Genomic DNA, 18,560 nt, shown 5'->3' with positions numbered 1-18,560 from the left:
TGCATGATTCATTCATGAAGCGGTGCGAACCACCGCAGCGCGTACCGGCGTATTTGCCGCTACTGTTATCCAGGCGCACCACTCAGACCTTAAACAGCAATGTCGGGTGCCGGCAACCGGCGTGTCGCTGCTGGAAACGAGCGGTCGTTGTGAGGTTATGCTCATTCGGCACATAGCCGAACGCAGGGCGTTTGGGCACTATGGCGACGAGTTTCAGGATTTTTCATGACGCTAAATCGTCAGGCGCATGACCGTTTGACTCTGCAGGTGGCTTTTCTCGCATGGAAACAAACACATACGCGGCATTGACTGGATTTGTCGACCTGCTGATGGACGCCATCTGTGTGGTGGACGTACAAGGTCGGTTCGTCTACGTCAGCGCCGCCTCGGAGCAGATTTTCGGTTACCTTCCGCACGAGCTGATCGGCCTCAAGATGATCGAAATGGTCCATCCCGAGGACCGTGAGCGCACGCTCGCCGCCGCCGGTGAGATCATGTCGGGGCAGCCTAACGTGGGTTTCGAGAACCGCTACGTGCGCAAAGACGGCCGGGTGGTGCACATCATGTGGTCGGCACGCTGGTCGGAGGTCGACCAACTGCGTATCGCCGTCGCCCGGGACATCACTGAACGCAAACGCTCGGAGTCCATGCGAACGGCGCTGTTCCGCATTTCCGAAGCGGCTCATGTGGCCAGTGATCTGCCTGCGCTGTTCAAGGAGATTCACCGCGTCATCGGTGATTTGCTGCCCGCCCGCAATTTTTTCGTCGCGCTGCTCGATAAATACAGCGGATTGCTCAATTTCCCCTACCGCGTCGACGAGCTTGATCCGACCCTGGCGCATCCCATGGCCGATGCACTGGCGACTGAAATCGTCGGGACGGGGCGCACGATGCTGGTGGCCCCTGCCTGCGATCTCCTTGGCACCGGCCATGCGGTCCCTGACTACCTGAGGCGGATGCAGGGCAACGATGGCCTGTCCTGGCTCGCAGCGCCGCTGGAGACGCAACACGGCATCATTGGCGCGCTGCTGGTCAAGAGTCACCCTGACTGTCCGCAGTACGGCGAGCGTGACAAGGAACTGCTGCAATTCGTGTCAACCCAGGTCGCGGCCGCCATTGAACGCAAGCAGTTGTACGACCGACTCAAGAGCATGGCCCAGTACGATCAGTTGACTCAACTGCCCAACCGTATGTTGCTGCAAGAGCGCCTGCTTCAATCACTGGAGCGGGCGAAAAACAGTAAAGGGCGTCTGGCTTTGCTCTATCTGGATCTGGACAAATTCAAACAGGTCAACGACACCCTTGGCCACGCCGCAGGTGATCTGCTGCTGCAGGAAGTGGCCCATCGCTTGAAACAGTGCGTGCGCGAAACCGATACCGTGGCGCGCATCGGCGGGGATGAATTCGTGATACTGCTCGACCGGGTCAACAGCACCGAGGACTCCGGCAAGGTCGCGGAAAAAATCTGCAAGACCCTCAACGTGCCCATGGTCCTCAAAGGCCATGATTGGCAGATCCTGCCCAGCATCGGCATCGCCAACTACCCGGAAAACGCCATTGACCTTGCGCAACTCTTCCGCCATGCCGATGAGGCGATGTATACCGCGAAGAAGTCTGGCGGGAATCGGTCTCAGGGGTGAAAACCGCTCTAACTCGCGCTACTGTCTGTCCCATCGAATTTTCCGGGGCGCAGTGATGATGACGAAGACGGTGCTGGTGTTGGTTGAAAGCGTGAACGAGTACTTGCCGATTCTGGAGGAGAGCGGTTTTCGTTTGATTCTGGCGCCGACGCCTGCAACGCGGGCGGAGGCGGTCGCGACCCGCGGGGATGAAATCGATGCGGTGTTGACGCGCGGACCGTTGGGTTTCAAGGCTCATGAGATCGCGGCGCTGCCCAAGCTGGGCATCATTTGTGTGATCGGGGCGGGTTACGAACAGGTCGATCTGCTGGCCGCCGAAGCGCGCGGCATTACGGTGACCAATGGCGCCGGGGTGAACGCGCCGAGCGTGGCTGATCATGCGATGGCGTTGCTGCTGTCGGTGGTACGCGATATTCCTCAAGCCGATGCATCGGTACGCCGCAGCGAGTGGCGCAAGGTCACGCGGCCGTCGTTTGCGAACAAACGCCTCGGTATTTTGGGCCTGGGTGCAGTGGGGATGGCGATTGCCAAACGGGCGCTGGGCTTCGACATGCAGATCAATTACCACAGCCGTTCGCCGCGCGCGGACGTCGATTTTCACTACTGCGCCACGCCGCTGGCACTGGCCGCCGAGTCCGATTTTCTGATGGTGGCCACGCCGGGCGGCGCCGGAACGCGGCATTTGATCGACAAGGCCGCGATTGAAGCGCTGGGTGCGGACGGTTTTCTGCTGAACATCGCGCGGGCCAGTGTGGTGGACACCGAGGCGTTGATCGACGCCCTGCAGCACGGCCGTCTGGCCGGTGCGGCGCTGGACGTGTTCGACGACGAACCCCAGGTGCCGGATGCGCTGAAAACCCTGAACAACGTCGTGCTGACCCCGCATGTCGCCGGCCTGTCGCCGGAAGCCTCGCGGGGCACGGTGCAGTTAGTTGCCGATAACCTGCTGGCGTTCTATGCCGGCAAACCGGTGCTGACCCCGGTGCATAGCTGAGGCAGCCAGACCACCGGATTGATTGCGGTTACAACCGATCCCCTCTAATAAAAAAGGAAACCCACATGTCTTCATCGTCTGCCCTGAAAGTCGCGCTGGTCACCGGCGCTGGAAGTGGTATAGGTCGCGCCGTCGCGCTCCAGTTGCTCAAGGACGGCTATGCCGTAGTCCTCGCGGGGCGTCGTCTGGAGCCGTTGGTCGAGCTGGCCGAGCAAGCGAAAGCCTCAGGGCAGCAAGCCTTAGCGGTGTCGACCGACGTGCGTGATGCGGCCAGTGTCGAGGCGCTGTTCGCGCAGATTGAAAGCACGTTCGGTCGCCTGGACGTGTCGTTCAACAACGCCGGCATTGGTGCGCCTGCGGTGCCGATGGACGAGTTGACGGTCGAGCAGTGGAAAAACGTGATCGATACCAACGTTACCGGCATGTTTCTATGTGTGCGTGCAGCGTTCGGTCTGATGCGCCGGCAGGTGCCGCAAGGCGGGCGAATCATCAACAACGGCTCGATCTCGGCGCACACGCCGCGGCTGTTCAGCTCGCCGTATACCTCCAGCAAACACGCAGTGCTGGGCCTGACCAAGAGCACCTCGCTGGACGGTCGTCAGTACAACATCGCCTGCGGACAGATCGACATCGGCAACGCCCTGACTGAAATGACCGATCGCATGACCAAAGGCGTGTTGCAGGCCGATGGCGAGCTGCAGGTGGAACCCACGATGAACGTGCAGCATGTGGCGGACGCGGTCAGCTACATGGCGAGTCTGCCGTTGTCGGCGAACGTGCTGGCCATGACCGTGATGGCCAGCAGCATGCCGTTCGTTGGGCGCGGCTGACCAGTTGACGCGAACCTGTAGGAGCGCGCTTGCTCGCGATCTGCCGGGAACCGGCGGTCCACTCAGGCGCCTTGGTCGGCGGGCAAGTGCGCCTGCAGAAAGACGGCGCTGATACGACTGCGTTGTTTCGTCCAAAACCCCGTGGGATCTGTCCAACCCGGCCCGTGGTTGTTAGCACACACTGTGGTCATGTCGATCAACCTTCCATCAAGGACATGACCATGAGTGAATTCGTCATTGCACCGGTCGCTACGCCATCGCTGGCCGTGGCGGGTACTTCCAGCCGTTTTCCGATCCGCCGCGTCTTTTGCGTCGGCCGCAACTACTCTGAACACGCGCGCGAAATGGGCCATGACCCTGACCGCGAACCGCCGTTTTTCTTCATGAAGCCTGCGGACGCGGTCGTGCCGGCTGAGGGCAACATTGCTTACCCGCCGCTGACCCAGGACCTGCACCACGAGATCGAACTGGTAGTTGCGATTGGCAAGGACGGCGTGGACATCTCTGCGCAAGACGCCTTGAGTCACGTCTGGGGTTACGGCGTCGGGCTGGACCTGACCCGTCGCGACCTTCAGGCGCAGGCAAAGAAAATGGGGCGTCCATGGGAATGGGCCAAGGCGTTCGACGCCTCGGCACCCGCCACCGCGCTGCTGCCAGTCAGCAAGATCGGCCACCCGGACACCGGTTCCATCTGGCTGGACGTGAACGGCGAAAGCCGTCAGCGCGGCGATCTGGCCGATCAGATCTGGGCAGTCAGGGACGTGATTGCGTACCTCTCGCAATCGGTGGGTGTCAAAGCCGGTGACCTGATCTACACCGGCACGCCGGCAGGCGTCGGTGCGCTGCAGCGCGGCGATGTGGTGACGGCAGGCATCGAAGGCATCGCCGAGCTGACCGTGACCCTCGTTTGATCCCGACATCGATCATCGTCCGCAGGCACTGAACGCCCTGATAATCCCTTGGTTCGACGGCTGCTGTTGGCCTAACATGCGCCAGATCGAACCAAGTGATTTCAGGTGTTTCCGCGATGGCCAACCCGTCCCGCATCCAGACCTATGGCATGCAACAGCGCAGCGACCGGATGGATTTCTACATCCGTGACAAGTCCGCTCGTCCTGCCCTGACATCACCCCATCGTCACGAATATTTTCAGATCCAGATCAATCTCGGCGGCGACACCGTGCAGCATATCGGCGGCGCTATCCGGCCGTTTCCGCGCAACACCCTCGCGTTCATCCTGCCGCATCGGCTGCATGTGATTCCGCACCCTGAAGACGGCAACTTCGTGCTGATCAATTTCTCTCAGGAATTTTTGCTGCATCACCTGCAATGCGATCCGATGGACCTTGAAGATGTCTCCCTCACCGAGGCACCGGAGCTGGCGCCTTTTCGCTTCCAGGAGCATCTGGATTTCATCCTGCAGGACGCTGATTTCGCGCAAGTGACCGCATTGCTGGAGCAGATGCGCGAAGCGGACCTGTCGCGGCAGCTGGGGTCAGGCTCGATTCTGCGCGGTTACCTGCTGCAACTGATCGGCAAGGTCTGCAACCTGTTCGAGCCTCAGTTGCTCGGGTTGTCGGCCAACAAGGCCGAGCGAAGAGGGCGGCGCGATGCGATGGGCCGGGTGATGGAGTACATCCGCGCGCACATGGCCGATCCGGCCATGAGCCTGACTGACGCTGCAGCCGCAGCCTTCTTGTCGCCGAATTACCTGACCCACCTGCTGCGCAAGGAGACGGGCAGTACGTTCTCGGAACTGGTGCTGGAGCGGCGCATGCGCCTTGCGCGCACGCACCTGATGAACAGCGACAAACCCTTGAGCCACATCGCCCAGATCTGTGGATTCGCCGATGAAGCGTACTTTTCCCGGCGTTTCCGCAAGGCCCACGGCGTCCCGCCGGGGCAGTTCCGGCGGGAGCAGGCGGCCAGGCGTTAAACCAGGCCGGTCGTGTAATACACGCCAATCACGAAGAACGCCGCCAGCACTTTGAAGATCGTCATGCCGAAAATGTCCTTGTAGGCCTCGCGGTGGGTGAGGCCGGTGACGGCCAGCAACGTGATCACGGCGCCGTTGTGCGGCAGGGTGTCCATGCCGCCCGCTGCCATCGACGCGACCCGGTGCATCACTTCCATCGGGATGTGCGCGGCATTCGCAGCGGCAATAAAGGTGTCGGACATCGCCGCCAGCGCGATGCTCATCCCGCCCGAGGACGAACCGGTGATCCCCGCGAGGATGTTGATCGTGATTGCCTGATTGATCAGCGGGTTGGGAATCGCCTTCAGCCCGTCGACCACCACCAGAAACCCCGGCAACGCTGCAATCACCGCGCCGAACCCGTATTCCGAGGCGGTGTTCAGCGTCGCCAGCATCGCCCCGCCCACGGCCGTCTTGCTGCCATCGGCCAGTTTGCTGGCGACGGTGCGGAAGGAGAACACCAGCACCGTGATGATGCCCACCAGCAGCGCGGCCTGTACCGCCCAGATGGCGGTCAGCTTGGCCACGTCGGTCTGGATCGGCGCCTTTAGCCCCGGCAGGTGAATGCCGTAGGAGCCGCCGTACCAGCCCGGAATCCATTTCGTGAACAGCAGGTTCATCACCCCGACCAGCACCAGCGGCAACAGGGCGATCAACGGGTTTGGCAAGGCGATCTCTTCAGGCGTTTCCGGTTCGTTGCGCAGGTTGGTGCCGTAGCCTTCGCCTGCGCGCGCGGCTTTGCGGCGCTGATGCTCCAGGTACAGCATGCCGCACACCAAAACGAACAGCGAACCCAGCAGGCCGAGCCACGGCGCGGCCCAGGAATTAGTGCCGAAGAAGGTGGTCGGGATGATGTTCTGGATCTGCGGCGTGCCCGGCATCGCGTCCATGGTGAAGGTAAACGCGCCCAGCGCGATGGTCGCCGGCATCAGCCGTTTGGGGATGTTGCCCTGACGGAACATCTCGGCGGCAAACGGGTAGACCGCGAACACCACCACAAACAGCGAGACCCCGCCGTAGGTCAGCAATGCGCAGACCAGCACGATCACCAGAATCACCTGGCTGCTCCCCAGCAGGCCGATGACCGATTTGACGATGGCACGGGAAAACCCTGACAGCTCGATCAACTTGCCGAACACGGCACCGAGCAGGAACACCGGAAAATACAGCTTGATGAAGCCGACCATCTTGTCCATGAACAGGTCGCCGAACACCGGCGCCACGGCGGTGGGGTCGGTCAGCAATACGGCGCCCAGGGCAGCCAGTGGCGCGAAAATGATGACGCTGTAACCCCGATACGCAGCCAGCATCAGAACGCACAACGCCAGAACGGCGATGACAACACTCATGAGGACATCCTTTCGAAGCGGTACGGCGAGCCATCCCCGGAGCCGCATGGGGCTCGGCGATGGCTCGCAGTCGGTTGATTGTTTTTATTGTCGGGCGCGCGTTTTACCGCTCGCCCTGTCCCGCAAAGAACGCGATTTTTTACTGGGCGGCACCGGCGTACGGCACGTTCTTGTGGCCGTACCGACGCACGCGGATGTTGGCTTGCTCGCCATGCCCGGCGAAGCCTTCCAGGGCGCACAGGCGCGAACAGTACTCACCGATCATCGAAGAGGCTTCGTCGGTGGTGACCTTCTGGTAGGTGCAGGTCTTGATGAATTTGCCGACCCACAGCCCCCCGGTGTAGCGCGCCGCTTTTTTGGTCGGCAGGGTGTGGTTGGTGCCGATCACCTTGTCGCCGAACGAAACGTTGGTGCGTGGACCCAGGAACAGCGCGCCGAAGTTGCGCATGTGCTTCAGGAAATAGTCCGGGTCTTTGGTCATCACCTGCACGTGCTCGAAGGCCAGGTCGTTGGCGATGGCCAGCATCTCCTCATCGTCCTCGGCGACGATGACTTCACCGAAGCTTTCCCAGGCGCGGCGCGCGATGTCGGCGGTCGGCAGGATCTGCAGCAGGCGCTCGATTTCGGCCATGGTTTCGCGGGCCAGTTTTTCCGACGTGGTCAGGAGAATGGCCGGAGAGTCCGGGCCGTGTTCGGCCTGGCCCAACAGGTCGGTGGCGCACAGCTCGCCGTCAACGCTTTCATCGGCGATCACCAGTGTCTCGGTCGGCCCGGCAAACAGGTCGATGCCCACACGGCCGAACAACTGGCGCTTGGCTTCGGCGACAAAGGCGTTGCCCGGGCCGACCAGCATGTCCACCTGAGCGATGGATTTAGTGCCCAGCGCCATGGCGCCGATCGCCTGAATGCCGCCCAGACAATAGATTTCGTTGGCGCCGGCCATGTGCTGCGCGGCGACGATCGCCGGTGCCGGTTTGCCCAGGAACGGCGGGGCACAGGTGATGATGCGTGGAACGCCGGCGACCTTGGCGGTGATCACCGACATGTGCGCCGAGGCCAGCAGCGGGTATTTACCACCAGGGACGTAGCAGCCCGCGGCGTTCACCGGGATGTGCTTGTGGCCCAGGATCACGCCCGGGAGGGTTTCCACTTCGACGTCGACCATGGAGTTGCGTTGATGCTGGGCGAAGTTGCGCACCTGGGTCTGGGCGAATTCGATGTCCTTGAGGTCGCGGTCGCTGAGTTGATTCATGCACGCCTGGATCTCGGCGTCGCTGAGGCGGTAGTCCTCACGGTCCATCTTGTCGAAGCGAATCGCCAGCTCACGAACGGCAACATCGCCACGGGCTTCGATGTCGGCCAACAGGTTTTCGACGGTGTCGCGCACTTCACGGGCAGCGGTTTTGATGACTTCTGCTTCGGCGCCTTGTTTGAGCCACTTAGCCACGGTGTTCTCCTGCGAGGTTGTTGTTATTGAGTGAGGAAGGCTTGCATACGTATGCAACGTCGCCGATGGTAATGGATGATGGGCAGATTGCAAACCCCCTCGGCGCAAGTGGGGCGAATTTCATGTGCGGGCTGTGGGAGAACCGATTGGCAGGTATGATCATTTTTTTTCGGCGGTTAAGGCGATATGTCAGAGAACATGGAGCGAGGGCGGCGTCCGGTCACGGCCCACGATGTGGCTCGGCTGGCGGGGGTTTCCCAGTCGGCGGTCTCACGCACGTTTACCAAAGGCGCCAGCGTTTCCCCCGACACCCGGCGCAAGGTGGAGGAGGCTGCTGCCAGCCTGGGTTACCGACCCAATCTGGTGGCGCGCTCGCTGATCACGCGGCGCTCCAACTTGATTGGCGTGGCCATTCCTGGCATGGCCAACCCGTTTTACGCGCGAGTGCTGGAATCGCTGTCGGCGGCGTTCGAGCAGCTTGGCTACCGCATCCTGCTGTTCTCCATGGCCAACAACGAAGACTCCGACCCGGTGCTGGAAGAAATCCTGCGATATCAGGTGGACGGTCTGGTGCTGGTGTCCGCCAGCCTGTCTTCACGATTCGCCGAAGAATGCCGAACCATCGGCCTGCCGGTGGTGTTGTTCAACCGCACCAACGGCAGCACCTCGGTGTCCAGCGTGACCAGCGACAACATCACCGGCAGCCGCACCATCGCGCGTTTCCTGTTGGCAGGCGGGCATGAGCGGCTGGCGTTCGTTGCCGGCAAGCAAAGCTCGTCCACCAACCGTGACCGCGAAGCGGGTTTCAACGCGTACCTGCAAGAGCAGGGCAGGCCGCTGCCACTGCGCGAAGTCGGGGATTACACCTTCGACGGCGCCATCACGGCGGCCCGACGCTTGCTGGCACAGGATGCGCCGCCAGACGCCATCTTTTGCGCCAACGACCTGATGGCGTTGGCCGCGATCAACGTCTGCCACGAGCTGCGCATGCAGCCGGGCAGGGACGTGTCCATCGTCGGCTTCGATGACTTGCCGCAAGGGCAATGGCCGATCTTCGGTCTGACGACGTTCGAGCAGCCTTTGGCCGAGATGATTGGACGCGCGGTGAATATCATTTGTGCCCAACTGGCGGATCCCGGTACATCGGCTATCCAGGAAATCGTGCCGGGCAGAATGATCGTGCGCCAGACCGCAAGGCTGCCCGCGAGCGGGATGGTCGAGGTCGATGGCGAACGTATCTGGCAGCCTTGATTCGAGGTATCGATCCCGCGCCTGCCTTGCCGCTCAGTCGATGGAGGCCAGCGCGAGGTTTCGGCTCAATTCGCTGAACAGCGCCGACACCGAGCGCAACGCCCGGCAATCCGGACGGGTTAGCAGCCACAGCGCCGTGTCGTAGCCTGCGAGCGGCTCGCCCAGTCGCCGGAGTTCCCCTTCACGCAGCATGAAGTCAGGCAGCGCCGCGACCCCCATTCCGGCGCGTACCAGTTGTGCCACCGCCAGCATCGAACTGCAGCGATACGCCAGGTTTACCCGAGGCCATTGCTGGCGCCGCCAGGTGACGGTGGGGTGGTCCGGTAGAAAATCGTCCGGTGCAATCCAGTGCAGGTCTTCAAGTGGGACAGAGCCCGCGCGCTGCAGGTATTCCTCGCTGGCGCAGACGTGGTACGCCACGGTGCCCAGCCGCGTGCCGACCAGATGCTCAGGCGGCGTATTGGTCAGACGCAGGGCGATGTCGGCGTCGCGACGGCTCAGGTTGGCGAAGGTGCTGGAGGTGTTCAGTTCCAGTTTCAGGCCCGGATAGGCCGGCATGAAACGGCGTAACGCGGGCAGCAGCAGGCTTTGCATCACCGCTTCGGTACACGTCAGGCGCACCGTTCCGCTGACGATCTGTTGCCCCTGCTCAAGACTGATCTGCGCCAGAGCCAGCGCTTGTTCCGCGCTTTCCGCCTGTTGAGAAAGGGCGAGCGCTGCACTGGAGGGTTGATACCCGGCACGGCTTTTTCAAACAGCGCGGTGCCGACCGACGCCTCCAGCCGACGCACCGAGCGAAACACCGTCGACACATCTACGTTGAGCTGTTCGGCAGCGCGCGCCAGGGTCCTGCCGCGCACCAGCGCGAGGATCAGGGCGAGGTCGGCGTGGTTGATTCGGTATTGCACGGCTGCATTGATCATTTGCTTGGCCGCCCATATTGATTGCACAGCGACAAGCTTATAGTCCCGCCCGGACCTATCGCAAAGCGTTTTGATATCAGGGAGCAGGTATGAAGCAGAAGCACGACATCCGCATTGCCTTGGTGGGTGACTATGACGAGAGCGTACCGGCGCATCAGGCGATTCCCGTGGCGCTGGACCGAGTGGCAGGCGAGACCGGCATCGTCGTCGAGTTTCACTGGCTGCCAACGCCCGAGGTGGGTGAGGGTGCCGGGCTTCAAGCGTTTGACGGGATCTGGTGCGTCCCGGCCAGCCCCTATCGCGACATGAAGGGTGCGCTCACGGCCATACGTTACGCCCGCGAAAAACAGGTGCCGTTTCTGGGCACGTGTGGCGGTTTCCAGCACGCGTTGCTGGAGTACGCGCGCAATTACCTCGGCTGGTCGGACGCCGAGCACGCCGAGACAGCGCCGGATTCTGCGCGGGCCATCATCACACCGCTCAGTTGCTCGCTGGTCGAGGCGTTCGCGCCGATTCGGCTGCTGGCGGGTTCGCGGATTGCCGAGGCCTATGGCGCGCTGCACACCCAAGAGCGTTATCGCTGCCGTTACGGGCTGCGAAAGGCGCTGGAAGCGGAGGTTTTCGCCGGGCCGCTGAAGGTCAGTGGATACGATGACGAAGATGAAGTGCGCGCGATGGAACTGCAGGGGCATCCGTTCTTCGTCGCCACGCTGTTTCAACCCGAGCGCGCGGCGTTGCAAGGCGACACTCCGCCGCTGGTCAGGGCATTTGTGCAGGCGTGTGCCACGGCAAACTGAACAGATCCGTGGCCGTTATTCCGCCTGAGGCACCACAGCACCAGGGTTCTCGATATGACGTGGCGTCGGTGCGGTGTCGGCGCTGCGTACCAGCAACCACGCCAGCAAGGCGGCGATAAGGGCGATACCAGCACCTACCCAGAGGATGGCCTGGTAACCGCTGCCGAAACTGTGCAACGCCAATGCCTGCAGATCGATGCCGCTTGACGATGCCAGGGGGCCGCCCGACAGGTCGCCCGCTGCGATGCGGCGGGTCAACGACACTGGATCAATCGCCGAGTCGGCCGGCAAACCGCTCGCCAGCGTCGCCGACACCCGAGAAAACAGAATCGCCCCCAGCGCTGCGAAGCCCACCACAATGCCGGTGAAACGCACCGTTCCTGAAATCCCCGAGGCCATGCCGGCACGTTCTGGCGGGATCACCGACATGCTGACCTTGGCGGTTTCACCATTGAGGATGCCAGCGCCGATACCGGCGATCAGCAGGCCGGCGACCATCGAGGTGTAATCGAAACTCAACGCGTGGGCGCCCAGCCACAGCAGGCCGACGCCGATGGTTGCCAGGCCGAGGGTCAGCAACGCGCGGCCGCTGAAACGGTGGGTCAGGTAGTTGGCGACGATGCGTGGGACCACAAACAACGGCACCGCGATGGGCAGCATCAACAACCCGGCCTTTTGCGGGCTGAGCCCCAGGCCGCTCTGAAAATAAATCGGCAGATACGTGAACATCGTCAGCAACGCCGAGGCGTAGGCCAGCCCCGCGATATTGGCGCCGATGTAGGTCGGACGGCGGAAGAAGCTGAGGTCGAGCATCGGACGATGCTGCTTGAGTTCCACAATGAGAAACAGGGCGAACAGCACGGCCGCGCTGGCGAATTCGATGAGAATCTGCAGGCTGCTCCAGCCTGCGTGGTTACCGGTAATCAACGCCAGCGTGATCAGGAACAGGCTGCCACAGAACGTGATCGAGCCCGGTACATCGATCTTGCGTGCGTGGGGATCGCTGGATTCCTTCACGGCGTACAGCGTCAGGGCAATCATCACGACGCCTATCGGGCCATTGATGTAGAACACCCATTGCCAGCCGAAATGCTGCGTGATGAAACCGCCCACGACCGAGCCCCAGAACGCAAAAGCCCGCGCCCGATGCGGACCGCGAAACGTGTGCGACAGGGTCGCCAGCGCCGAGCTCAGCAAGATCGCCGCACCGACGCCTTGCAAGGCTCGGGCGCCGTTGAGCAGTGCGACACTGCCCGCTGCACCGCAGAACAGCGAGGCCAGGGTGAACACGGCCAGGCCGATCACCAGCATGCGTTTGCGACCATAGCGGTCGGCAAGCGCGCCGGCCGGCATGACGCAGGAGGCGAAGGTCAGCGTGTACGCGCTGATCACCCATTCGATGTCGGCGAAGTCGGCGTGCAGGGACTGTGCGATGGACGACAGCGAGACCGCGACAATGTTGGAGTCCAGGTTGATCATGAACGAGGGGATCGACACGCACAGCAGGATCAGAAACCGCTGTAAGCCTGCGGCAGGAGAAACGTGTTCGGCGTTCATGGCTAGCTCTCGAAGGCAAACGAACAGTGGATTAGAGGTATATGCTCCTATTTCAATTTGCGGGTATATGCCAGTATCGGTCAAGGCTTATTTTCATCAATGGACCGCAGGCGCCGGATGGGCCTGCGCGCAACGTCCTCGGAGGAGGGAAGATGAGTAACGTGCACAACAAGGCAGCGACGGTCCCGGAAGGCCTGCACATTCCGCAGAACGTGGTCTGTCACGCCACCCATCTGCGCAAGGCCACGCGCCGTATCACGCTGCTCTACGATGCGCTGCTCGCGCCTTCCGGGTTGCGCTCGACCCAACGCTCGATCCTGATGCAGATCGCCCGCAGCCAGGTCACCAGCCTGTCGGAGCTGGCGGCGATTCTGCTGATCGACCGCTCAGCGCTGGCGCAGAACCTCAAACCCCTTGAGCGTGAAGGCTGGTTGTCAGTCACCGTCGACCCTGCCGACAAGCGCAGCCGACGCGTGAGCCTGACCCAGGCCGGGATGAACAAACTGCTCGAAACCCAACCCCTGTGGGAGCAAGCCCAGGCCAGCTTCGAAAAGGGCTACGGCCTCGAACAAGCCCTGGCATTGCGCAAGGCACTGATTGACGTGGCGGCGGGGGAATATGAAGGGGTGGATAAAGCGTGAGTTCGGATCACATGCGCTTTTGTGGGCCAGCTTGTCGGCGATTGGAGTGAGGCAGCCACATCAAGGGTGAAAGCCCCACCGCATTCGTCAGCAAGCTGACTCCCACAGGTTTTGTGTTGCACCTGTGACAGGCGAACCGCCCCCCAGATCGCGGGCAAGGTGGAACGCCACCCCGGTCGCTTACATTGGCTGAAGATTTATATACAGGATCGTTCCAACGCTCTGCGTGGGAATGCCTGCCAAGACGCTCCGCGTCCCCGTTGACGCAGAGCGTCAGTGACTGCGTTACCACGCGGAGCGTGGGAACGATCAGTTACAAGTCGTCCCTACCGGCCGTGTCGTCAGGTCCAAGTCTGGTTCTATACGGTCGAGGCTGCTGCGGCCTTGACTGGAACCTCCCGCGCCGCCACCCGTCGCCCGCTTTGCAACACAAACACCCCACCCAGAATCGCCGCAATCGCCACAACATCCAGCGCATGCGCCGGCTCACCCGCGACGAAAATCCCGATCAACAGCGCAATCACCGGCGGAATGTACGTCGCAGAAGCCGCCACCACCGCACCGAGCCGTTCAACGATGAAGTAATAAAGGATGTACGCCACGCCGGTTCCCAACAGACCCAATCCAAGGGAAACCCCGATCATCGCCTTCGGGCTTTGGGTGATGTGCTGCATGCCGGTCTTGTCCGTGACCAACAACAGAATCAGCAGCGCCAGACCGATCTGGTAGGTGCACAGCGCCACCGCCGAAATGTTCAGGCCGGTCAGGAAGCGCTTGGCGTAGACGAACGAGCAACCGATGCTCAGCGAGCCAAGCATCATGTACATCACGCCCTGCACCGAAATCGCCGCGTCACCTGTAGCCCAGGGCCGTGCGATCAACAGCACGCCGAAAAAGCCCAGCAGCACACCCATCGTCATGCGCGCATTCAGCTTTTCTTCCCGCAGAAACAGAAACGCACAGCCGAAGGTGAACAACGGAATCACACCGCTCAGCAAACCGGCGACGCTGGACAGCAACAGCGTGGTGCCCTGGGCGTACAGGTAGTAGTAGATCGCCGTCGCCAACAGCGCCATGACCAGGAAATGATGGATGTACCTCACGTGGCTCCAGCTCAACGCGCGGGTCGCCAGCGCATAGATCAGGATGGGCAGAAAGCCGAAGAACGAACGAAGCAGCACGATCTGCGCGGGTGAAATCCACTCCACCGCCCACTTCATGAACATGAAGTTCGTGCCCCAGATCAGCCCGAGCAGGGCGAAGGCCAAGTAGGCGATGTTTTTCATGGTGTGTGCTCAGCCGCATGAAGGGTGGGATAGCGATTGTGCGCGGCGATGTGATCCGTTACAAATCATCATCTCTACGACATGAAGTAGAAAAACGACATCATGAAAACGTCTCCGCCGCTTAAAGCCTTGCTCTGTTTTGATGCCGCGATGCGATTGAACAGTTTTTCTCTAGCGGCCGATGAGCTGAGCGTGACGCCCGGCGCGGTGGGGCAGCAGATCCGAAATCTGGAGCAATGGCTGGGCGTGGCTTTGTTCACGCGACAGATTCGACAGATTCAACCGACGCCCGACGGTCAGGCGTACTGGTCGCAGATTCAGCCATCGCTCCTGCAGATCATCAATGCCAGTCATGCGCTGCGCGACCGTCATAACAACAACGTCTGGCTGAACATGCTTAGCCGTTGATGCCGAAACCACTATACGGGAGTTGCGATAACCCATAAGTCAGCTAGCGTACAAGCATCCGTGAAGGAGCTCATCATGACCTTCGGCCACCAGACCATTTATACCGACAGCGAGTACTTGTCGCTCGCCGGGTACGGCAAGGTTGCGATGCTGCCTTGCATCTTCGACAGCAGGCCTGGTTACCACCGGCTCGGAAGTCGATTCCTTATTGATCGTGGATTGGGATTATGGGAGCCGAAAACTCATGGCGCGATACCTAGCGTGTATCCACCGTCCGCGAAAAGTCTTAAAAATTATGCTGAACGGCTTTGCAATTTTCTCGAGTGGTGTGAAATAAGAGGCTTAGAATATTTGGCGATTGAATATTCCCAAGACCTCATAGGGAAATATCAGTCGGAAATGTTGATTGGAAGTTGGTCTCGGGATGGTAGAGCTCTTTCGGAAAGAACAATCAATACGCGTGTAAGAACAGCAATTGAGTTTTTAAGTTGGGCTGCTGATAAGGGCTATCGAGAGCCTTTGCTTATTCCTGAGTCGATAAAAAGCTACTGCCAGACAGACTTTCGTTCGTGCGCTGATAGTGTAAAAAAAGTTGTTGTTAGGAAAGGGAAATTACGGGAGAGTAAACGGCGGCTTGGGTTTCCCGACAAGACGGAGCTTTATCATTGGCTCACAAAAATCTATGAGCGGCCGGTCAGGGGGGAGGTCGATGGGCTTATCGCCGAGCTGATTTTAGAGACTGCTATCAGGCGGGAAGAGGCTGCCTGTTGGAGACTCGATACACTGCCATTAGAGGTCTCTGACTGGAAAATAGCTAATCCCAGTGCCCCAGAGGAGCATCAGGCCGTACTGGTTGATCTACGATTTGGAACTAAAGGTATTGAATATGGGCGCGATAATGGTGATAAAATAGGGCCAAGGGGCACAATACGTGTACCGTTGTCTGTCGCGCTGAAACTACATGCTTATCGCCAGTTTCTCCGGCCAAAAGCCCTCGCGCTTGCAGTAGCAAAAGGACGCACGCTCAATGCTCAAAAGAGCATTTTGTCTAAGTCTGTCCATTTGTTTTTGAATCCCATAACTGGTGTACGGTATACCGGCGATAATATTTACGATTTTTGGCGGTATGTCGACAGGCCGAAAGGATGGTCCCCCCATAAGGCTAGGGATTACTGGGCATGCACTTTGCTTTGGGAAAGAATGCAAAGGCAGATAGAACTAATTGATATTGCAAGGCAAGGTAGTATTGATGTTGTCATAGTAAAAGCCCTGCAACTTAATGTGACTTCAATAATTCAGTTGGAAATACAACCCCAGCTTAGGCATCGGTCTATAGAGACTACTGTAGTTTATCTCCAGTGGGTAGTCGATCGCTTAGGTTTTAATTTGAATTTATACGAGTCGTGGTCAAATAGTCTAGAAGTGAAGGGGGACTGGCAATGAGTCTCCGTTATTATGACAAAGATCATGCATCAAATCCGAATGTTAAAGGAGCAGGCGCTTCAGAGCTATTAGCCATTCCGAACTCAGAAAATCCGCTCCAATTTTGGGCGAAAGGGGTGGACAAGATTGTCTACGTTGATCTTCAAGAGTTTTCTGACGGCCATGGTGTAATGCCGGAGTTTGGGGCTTTTACGGGAAGGCCAAAGTTGATTCGTCAGATCGCTCCCGAGATTAACACATCTATGACTGGCCTTAGCAGCGGAGCAGTGCGTTTGAGGCTGACGATGCTGCGTGCATGGTGGAAATTGTTTGATTCATTTGACACGTTATTGAACGGCGCCGAAAGTTTTCATAAGGTTGACGAAGTGTGCGACATCACCCGATTTCATTGCGAATATGCAAAGCAGATTGGGATTCGGGTCGACTTATATACAAGGTTCCTTGGTTTAGTAAATGCAGTACTTGCACAGCTGGGTAAACCCTCTCTGGTGTCGAATATTGCTGCTCCTGCCAGACGTTATCGGTATCTGCCAACAGAAAGTCAGGTATCCATACTGCGAGTTGGTATGAAACAAGCATGGGAAGCAGTTAAGAAAAAGTGGCTGCTACACGAGCGTATCCGGTCAGTAAATTTCATGCCTCAGTCTGGTGAAGAGGAGGAGTTGCTGCGGAATTGGCTTTATTTTCATCATAAGCAAGAAGAGTGCAACTGTATGTTGCCTACATCAAACCAGCTTCGTAACCAAATTGAAAGCAAGCACTTTTCCACTATGCTGGGCCTCAATCTTCTCACGATGAGGTCTGTCGCATTTCCCACCACGTGGGATGCAAACACTGCGTTTCATATGTGTTTGTCAGGCACAGGGTGGAATCCGGCGGTACTGTATAGCTTGAGTGTTAGCGATAAAGCCCCTTTTTTACAGACCAATATGTATGATACCACCCGTTATATTCTAACTGGAAAAAAGGCTAGAGCGCAGGGGAAGGAACAAGTAGTAACAGGGCTTTGGAAAACATCATGGGGGCCTGGACCAATCATTAGAGATTATCTAGAAAAGGTTAAACCTCTTCGTGGGATTTTAGAGTCTGAGCTGTTGGTTGCGCAAGATAAGCTGAAGGAGCTGAAAGAGAACAACGCATCAGACCAAGATCTTGTTAAGCAGCACAATGTGATAAAAACATTAGAATTTGGCTGCCGAAGTGTTTGGCTCTTTGTGAATAGGAACGGGGAAATTGGATGGCTTACAGAAGGCCGTACTCGGTTTCATTACTTGGATGGAAAACAAGTGCCATACTTGCACGTTTTAATATCTAGAATAAATGATCGACGTGCACGTAGTGGTGATTCCCCAATTGAGCTTGTAACCGCGTCAGATTTTCGAGATATTTTTGCTCTGTATGTATGGCGCCAGAGTGGTGGAAATATTCTCGCGGTAATGAGAGTCTTAAACCATTTTCAGCTAAAAACGACTCAAGGTTATCTCGATAATAATATTTTGAACAACGAGCGTGACGATCAGCTTAGAAGTTTTTTAAATAATCTATTTGTAGAATTGGATAAGGGCAGACTGGATATTACGATTTTGGCGCACTTGCACCGTTACGGCAGTTTGCCTGAAGAGTTAGAAAGCAGGCTTGTGAGATACCGAGCGCTTGAGAAAAGTCGACTAGATGTAGCCTGTCTAGACCCATTTAATCCACCCCGGTATATTCAACCTCCTACATCGGGCGCAGCGCGTCGCTGTAGTACGCAACGGTGTTTGTTATGTGCAAAGAATGCAATAATTTTACCTGAGTCTCTCTCAGGTATTGCAATGCGAGCGGAAGAAGTTATAGCTATCCAGGCGAGAATTTCAGTTCAAGACTGGCTTGTCTCTAGTTTTTCGGAAGAGCTTGATAATTGCTTGGTCGCACTTTCTGTATTTCCAGAAGAAGAAGTTTCTAGAAGGCGAAAATACTGGGCAAATGCGATTTTGAACGGTACGCATCGGGTGCCTGGATTGTTAGGTTAAACAGGGC

At 58.7% G+C, this 18,560-nt stretch carries 15 protein-coding genes and 1 pseudogene; 11 read left to right on the top strand and 5 right to left on the bottom strand.

The window, feature by feature from the left end:
• The first annotated feature begins 281 nt into the window (after positions 1-281).
• The 5 genes from AB4N84_RS02325 to AB4N84_RS02305 all read left to right on the top strand — a co-directional run bounded on the left by AB4N84_RS02325 (position 282) and on the right by AB4N84_RS02305 (position 5,400).
• Positions 282-1,640 (top strand): diguanylate cyclase domain-containing protein, encoded by a 1,359-nt coding sequence (locus tag AB4N84_RS02325; RefSeq protein WP_460045106.1) that lies wholly within the window; start codon positions 282-284, stop codon positions 1,638-1,640.
• Positions 1,641-1,698: 58 nt separating this feature from the next.
• A complete protein-coding gene (locus tag AB4N84_RS02320) occupies positions 1,699-2,634 on the top strand; it encodes a 2-hydroxyacid dehydrogenase (protein WP_460046923.1) in 936 nt (311 codons plus the stop codon).
• Between the two features lie 65 nt (positions 2,635-2,699).
• The gene (locus AB4N84_RS02315; RefSeq protein WP_460045105.1) at positions 2,700-3,464 is read left to right on the top strand and encodes an SDR family oxidoreductase; all 765 of its coding nucleotides are present in this window, start codon (positions 2,700-2,702) and stop codon (positions 3,462-3,464) included.
• Between the two features lie 221 nt (positions 3,465-3,685).
• Complete coding sequence (locus AB4N84_RS02310) at positions 3,686-4,375, top strand: fumarylacetoacetate hydrolase family protein (protein ID WP_074758451.1); 690 nt, start codon at positions 3,686-3,688, stop codon at positions 4,373-4,375.
• Positions 4,376-4,491: 116 nt separating this feature from the next.
• Complete coding sequence (locus tag AB4N84_RS02305) at positions 4,492-5,400, top strand: helix-turn-helix transcriptional regulator (RefSeq protein WP_460045103.1); 909 nt, start codon at positions 4,492-4,494, stop codon at positions 5,398-5,400.
• On the opposite strand, the gene AB4N84_RS02300 is transcribed toward AB4N84_RS02305, so the two are convergent.
• Positions 5,397-6,788 (bottom strand): GntP family permease, encoded by a 1,392-nt coding sequence (locus tag AB4N84_RS02300; protein ID WP_460045102.1) that lies wholly within the window; start codon positions 6,786-6,788, stop codon positions 5,397-5,399. The genes AB4N84_RS02305 and AB4N84_RS02300 overlap by 4 nt on opposite strands.
• Positions 6,789-6,927: 139 nt before the next feature.
• Positions 6,928-8,235 carry a histidinol dehydrogenase gene (gene hisD, locus AB4N84_RS02295; RefSeq protein ID WP_460045100.1) on the bottom strand — a complete coding sequence of 436 codons (1,308 nt, stop codon included), beginning with the start codon at positions 8,233-8,235 and terminating at the stop codon, positions 6,928-6,930.
• 186 nt (positions 8,236-8,421) lie between these two features.
• Here hisD and AB4N84_RS02290 point away from each other — a divergent pair, with 186 nt between their 5' ends.
• Positions 8,422-9,486, top strand: a complete 1,065-nt coding sequence (locus AB4N84_RS02290) for a LacI family DNA-binding transcriptional regulator (RefSeq protein WP_460045099.1) — start codon at positions 8,422-8,424, stop codon at positions 9,484-9,486.
• Positions 9,487-9,519: 33 nt separating this feature from the next.
• Here AB4N84_RS02290 and AB4N84_RS02285 read toward each other — a convergent pair.
• Positions 9,520-10,409 (bottom strand): annotated as a pseudogene (locus AB4N84_RS02285) (LysR family transcriptional regulator).
• Between the two features lie 89 nt (positions 10,410-10,498).
• On the opposite strand from AB4N84_RS02285, the gene AB4N84_RS02280 reads away from it, so the two are divergent.
• On the top strand, positions 10,499-11,206 hold the full coding sequence (locus AB4N84_RS02280) for a CTP synthase C-terminal region-related (seleno)protein (RefSeq protein WP_460045097.1): 708 nt from the start codon (positions 10,499-10,501) through the stop codon (positions 11,204-11,206).
• A gap of 15 nt (positions 11,207-11,221) precedes the next feature.
• On the opposite strand, the gene AB4N84_RS02275 is transcribed toward AB4N84_RS02280, so the two are convergent.
• On the bottom strand, positions 11,222-12,763 hold the full coding sequence (locus AB4N84_RS02275) for an MFS transporter (RefSeq protein ID WP_460045096.1): 1,542 nt from the start codon (positions 12,761-12,763) through the stop codon (positions 11,222-11,224).
• A 152-nt stretch (positions 12,764-12,915) separates the two neighbouring features.
• Between AB4N84_RS02275 and AB4N84_RS02270 the strand changes: the two genes are divergently transcribed.
• Positions 12,916-13,404: a MarR family winged helix-turn-helix transcriptional regulator gene (locus AB4N84_RS02270; protein WP_460045095.1), complete on the top strand. Its 489-nt coding sequence runs from the start codon at positions 12,916-12,918 to the stop codon at positions 13,402-13,404.
• A gap of 359 nt (positions 13,405-13,763) precedes the next feature.
• On the opposite strand, the gene AB4N84_RS02265 is transcribed toward AB4N84_RS02270, so the two are convergent.
• Positions 13,764-14,690, bottom strand: a complete 927-nt coding sequence (locus AB4N84_RS02265) for a DMT family transporter (protein ID WP_460045094.1) — start codon at positions 14,688-14,690, stop codon at positions 13,764-13,766.
• Between the two features lie 102 nt (positions 14,691-14,792).
• Between AB4N84_RS02265 and AB4N84_RS02260 the strand changes: the two genes are divergently transcribed.
• From AB4N84_RS02260 to AB4N84_RS02250, 3 genes are all read left to right on the top strand, one after another.
• Positions 14,793-15,098 (top strand): LysR family transcriptional regulator, encoded by a 306-nt coding sequence (locus AB4N84_RS02260; protein WP_460045092.1) that lies wholly within the window; start codon positions 14,793-14,795, stop codon positions 15,096-15,098.
• 75 nt (positions 15,099-15,173) lie between these two features.
• Entirely contained in the window at positions 15,174-16,541 is a 1,368-nt protein-coding gene (locus AB4N84_RS02255) for a hypothetical protein (protein ID WP_460045091.1), read from the top strand.
• Positions 16,538-18,553, top strand: coding sequence for a hypothetical protein (locus AB4N84_RS02250; RefSeq protein ID WP_460045090.1), 2,016 nt, complete (start codon positions 16,538-16,540; stop codon positions 18,551-18,553). Before AB4N84_RS02255 ends, AB4N84_RS02250 begins: the two co-directional genes overlap by 4 nt.
• The last annotated feature ends 7 nt before the right edge of the window (positions 18,554-18,560 follow it).

The sequence above is a fragment of the Pseudomonas sp. S2_H01 genome, from assembly GCF_054668305.1.
Note: the sequence above shows the minus strand (reverse complement) of the source record. Positions and strands in the feature narration are given on the sequence as shown.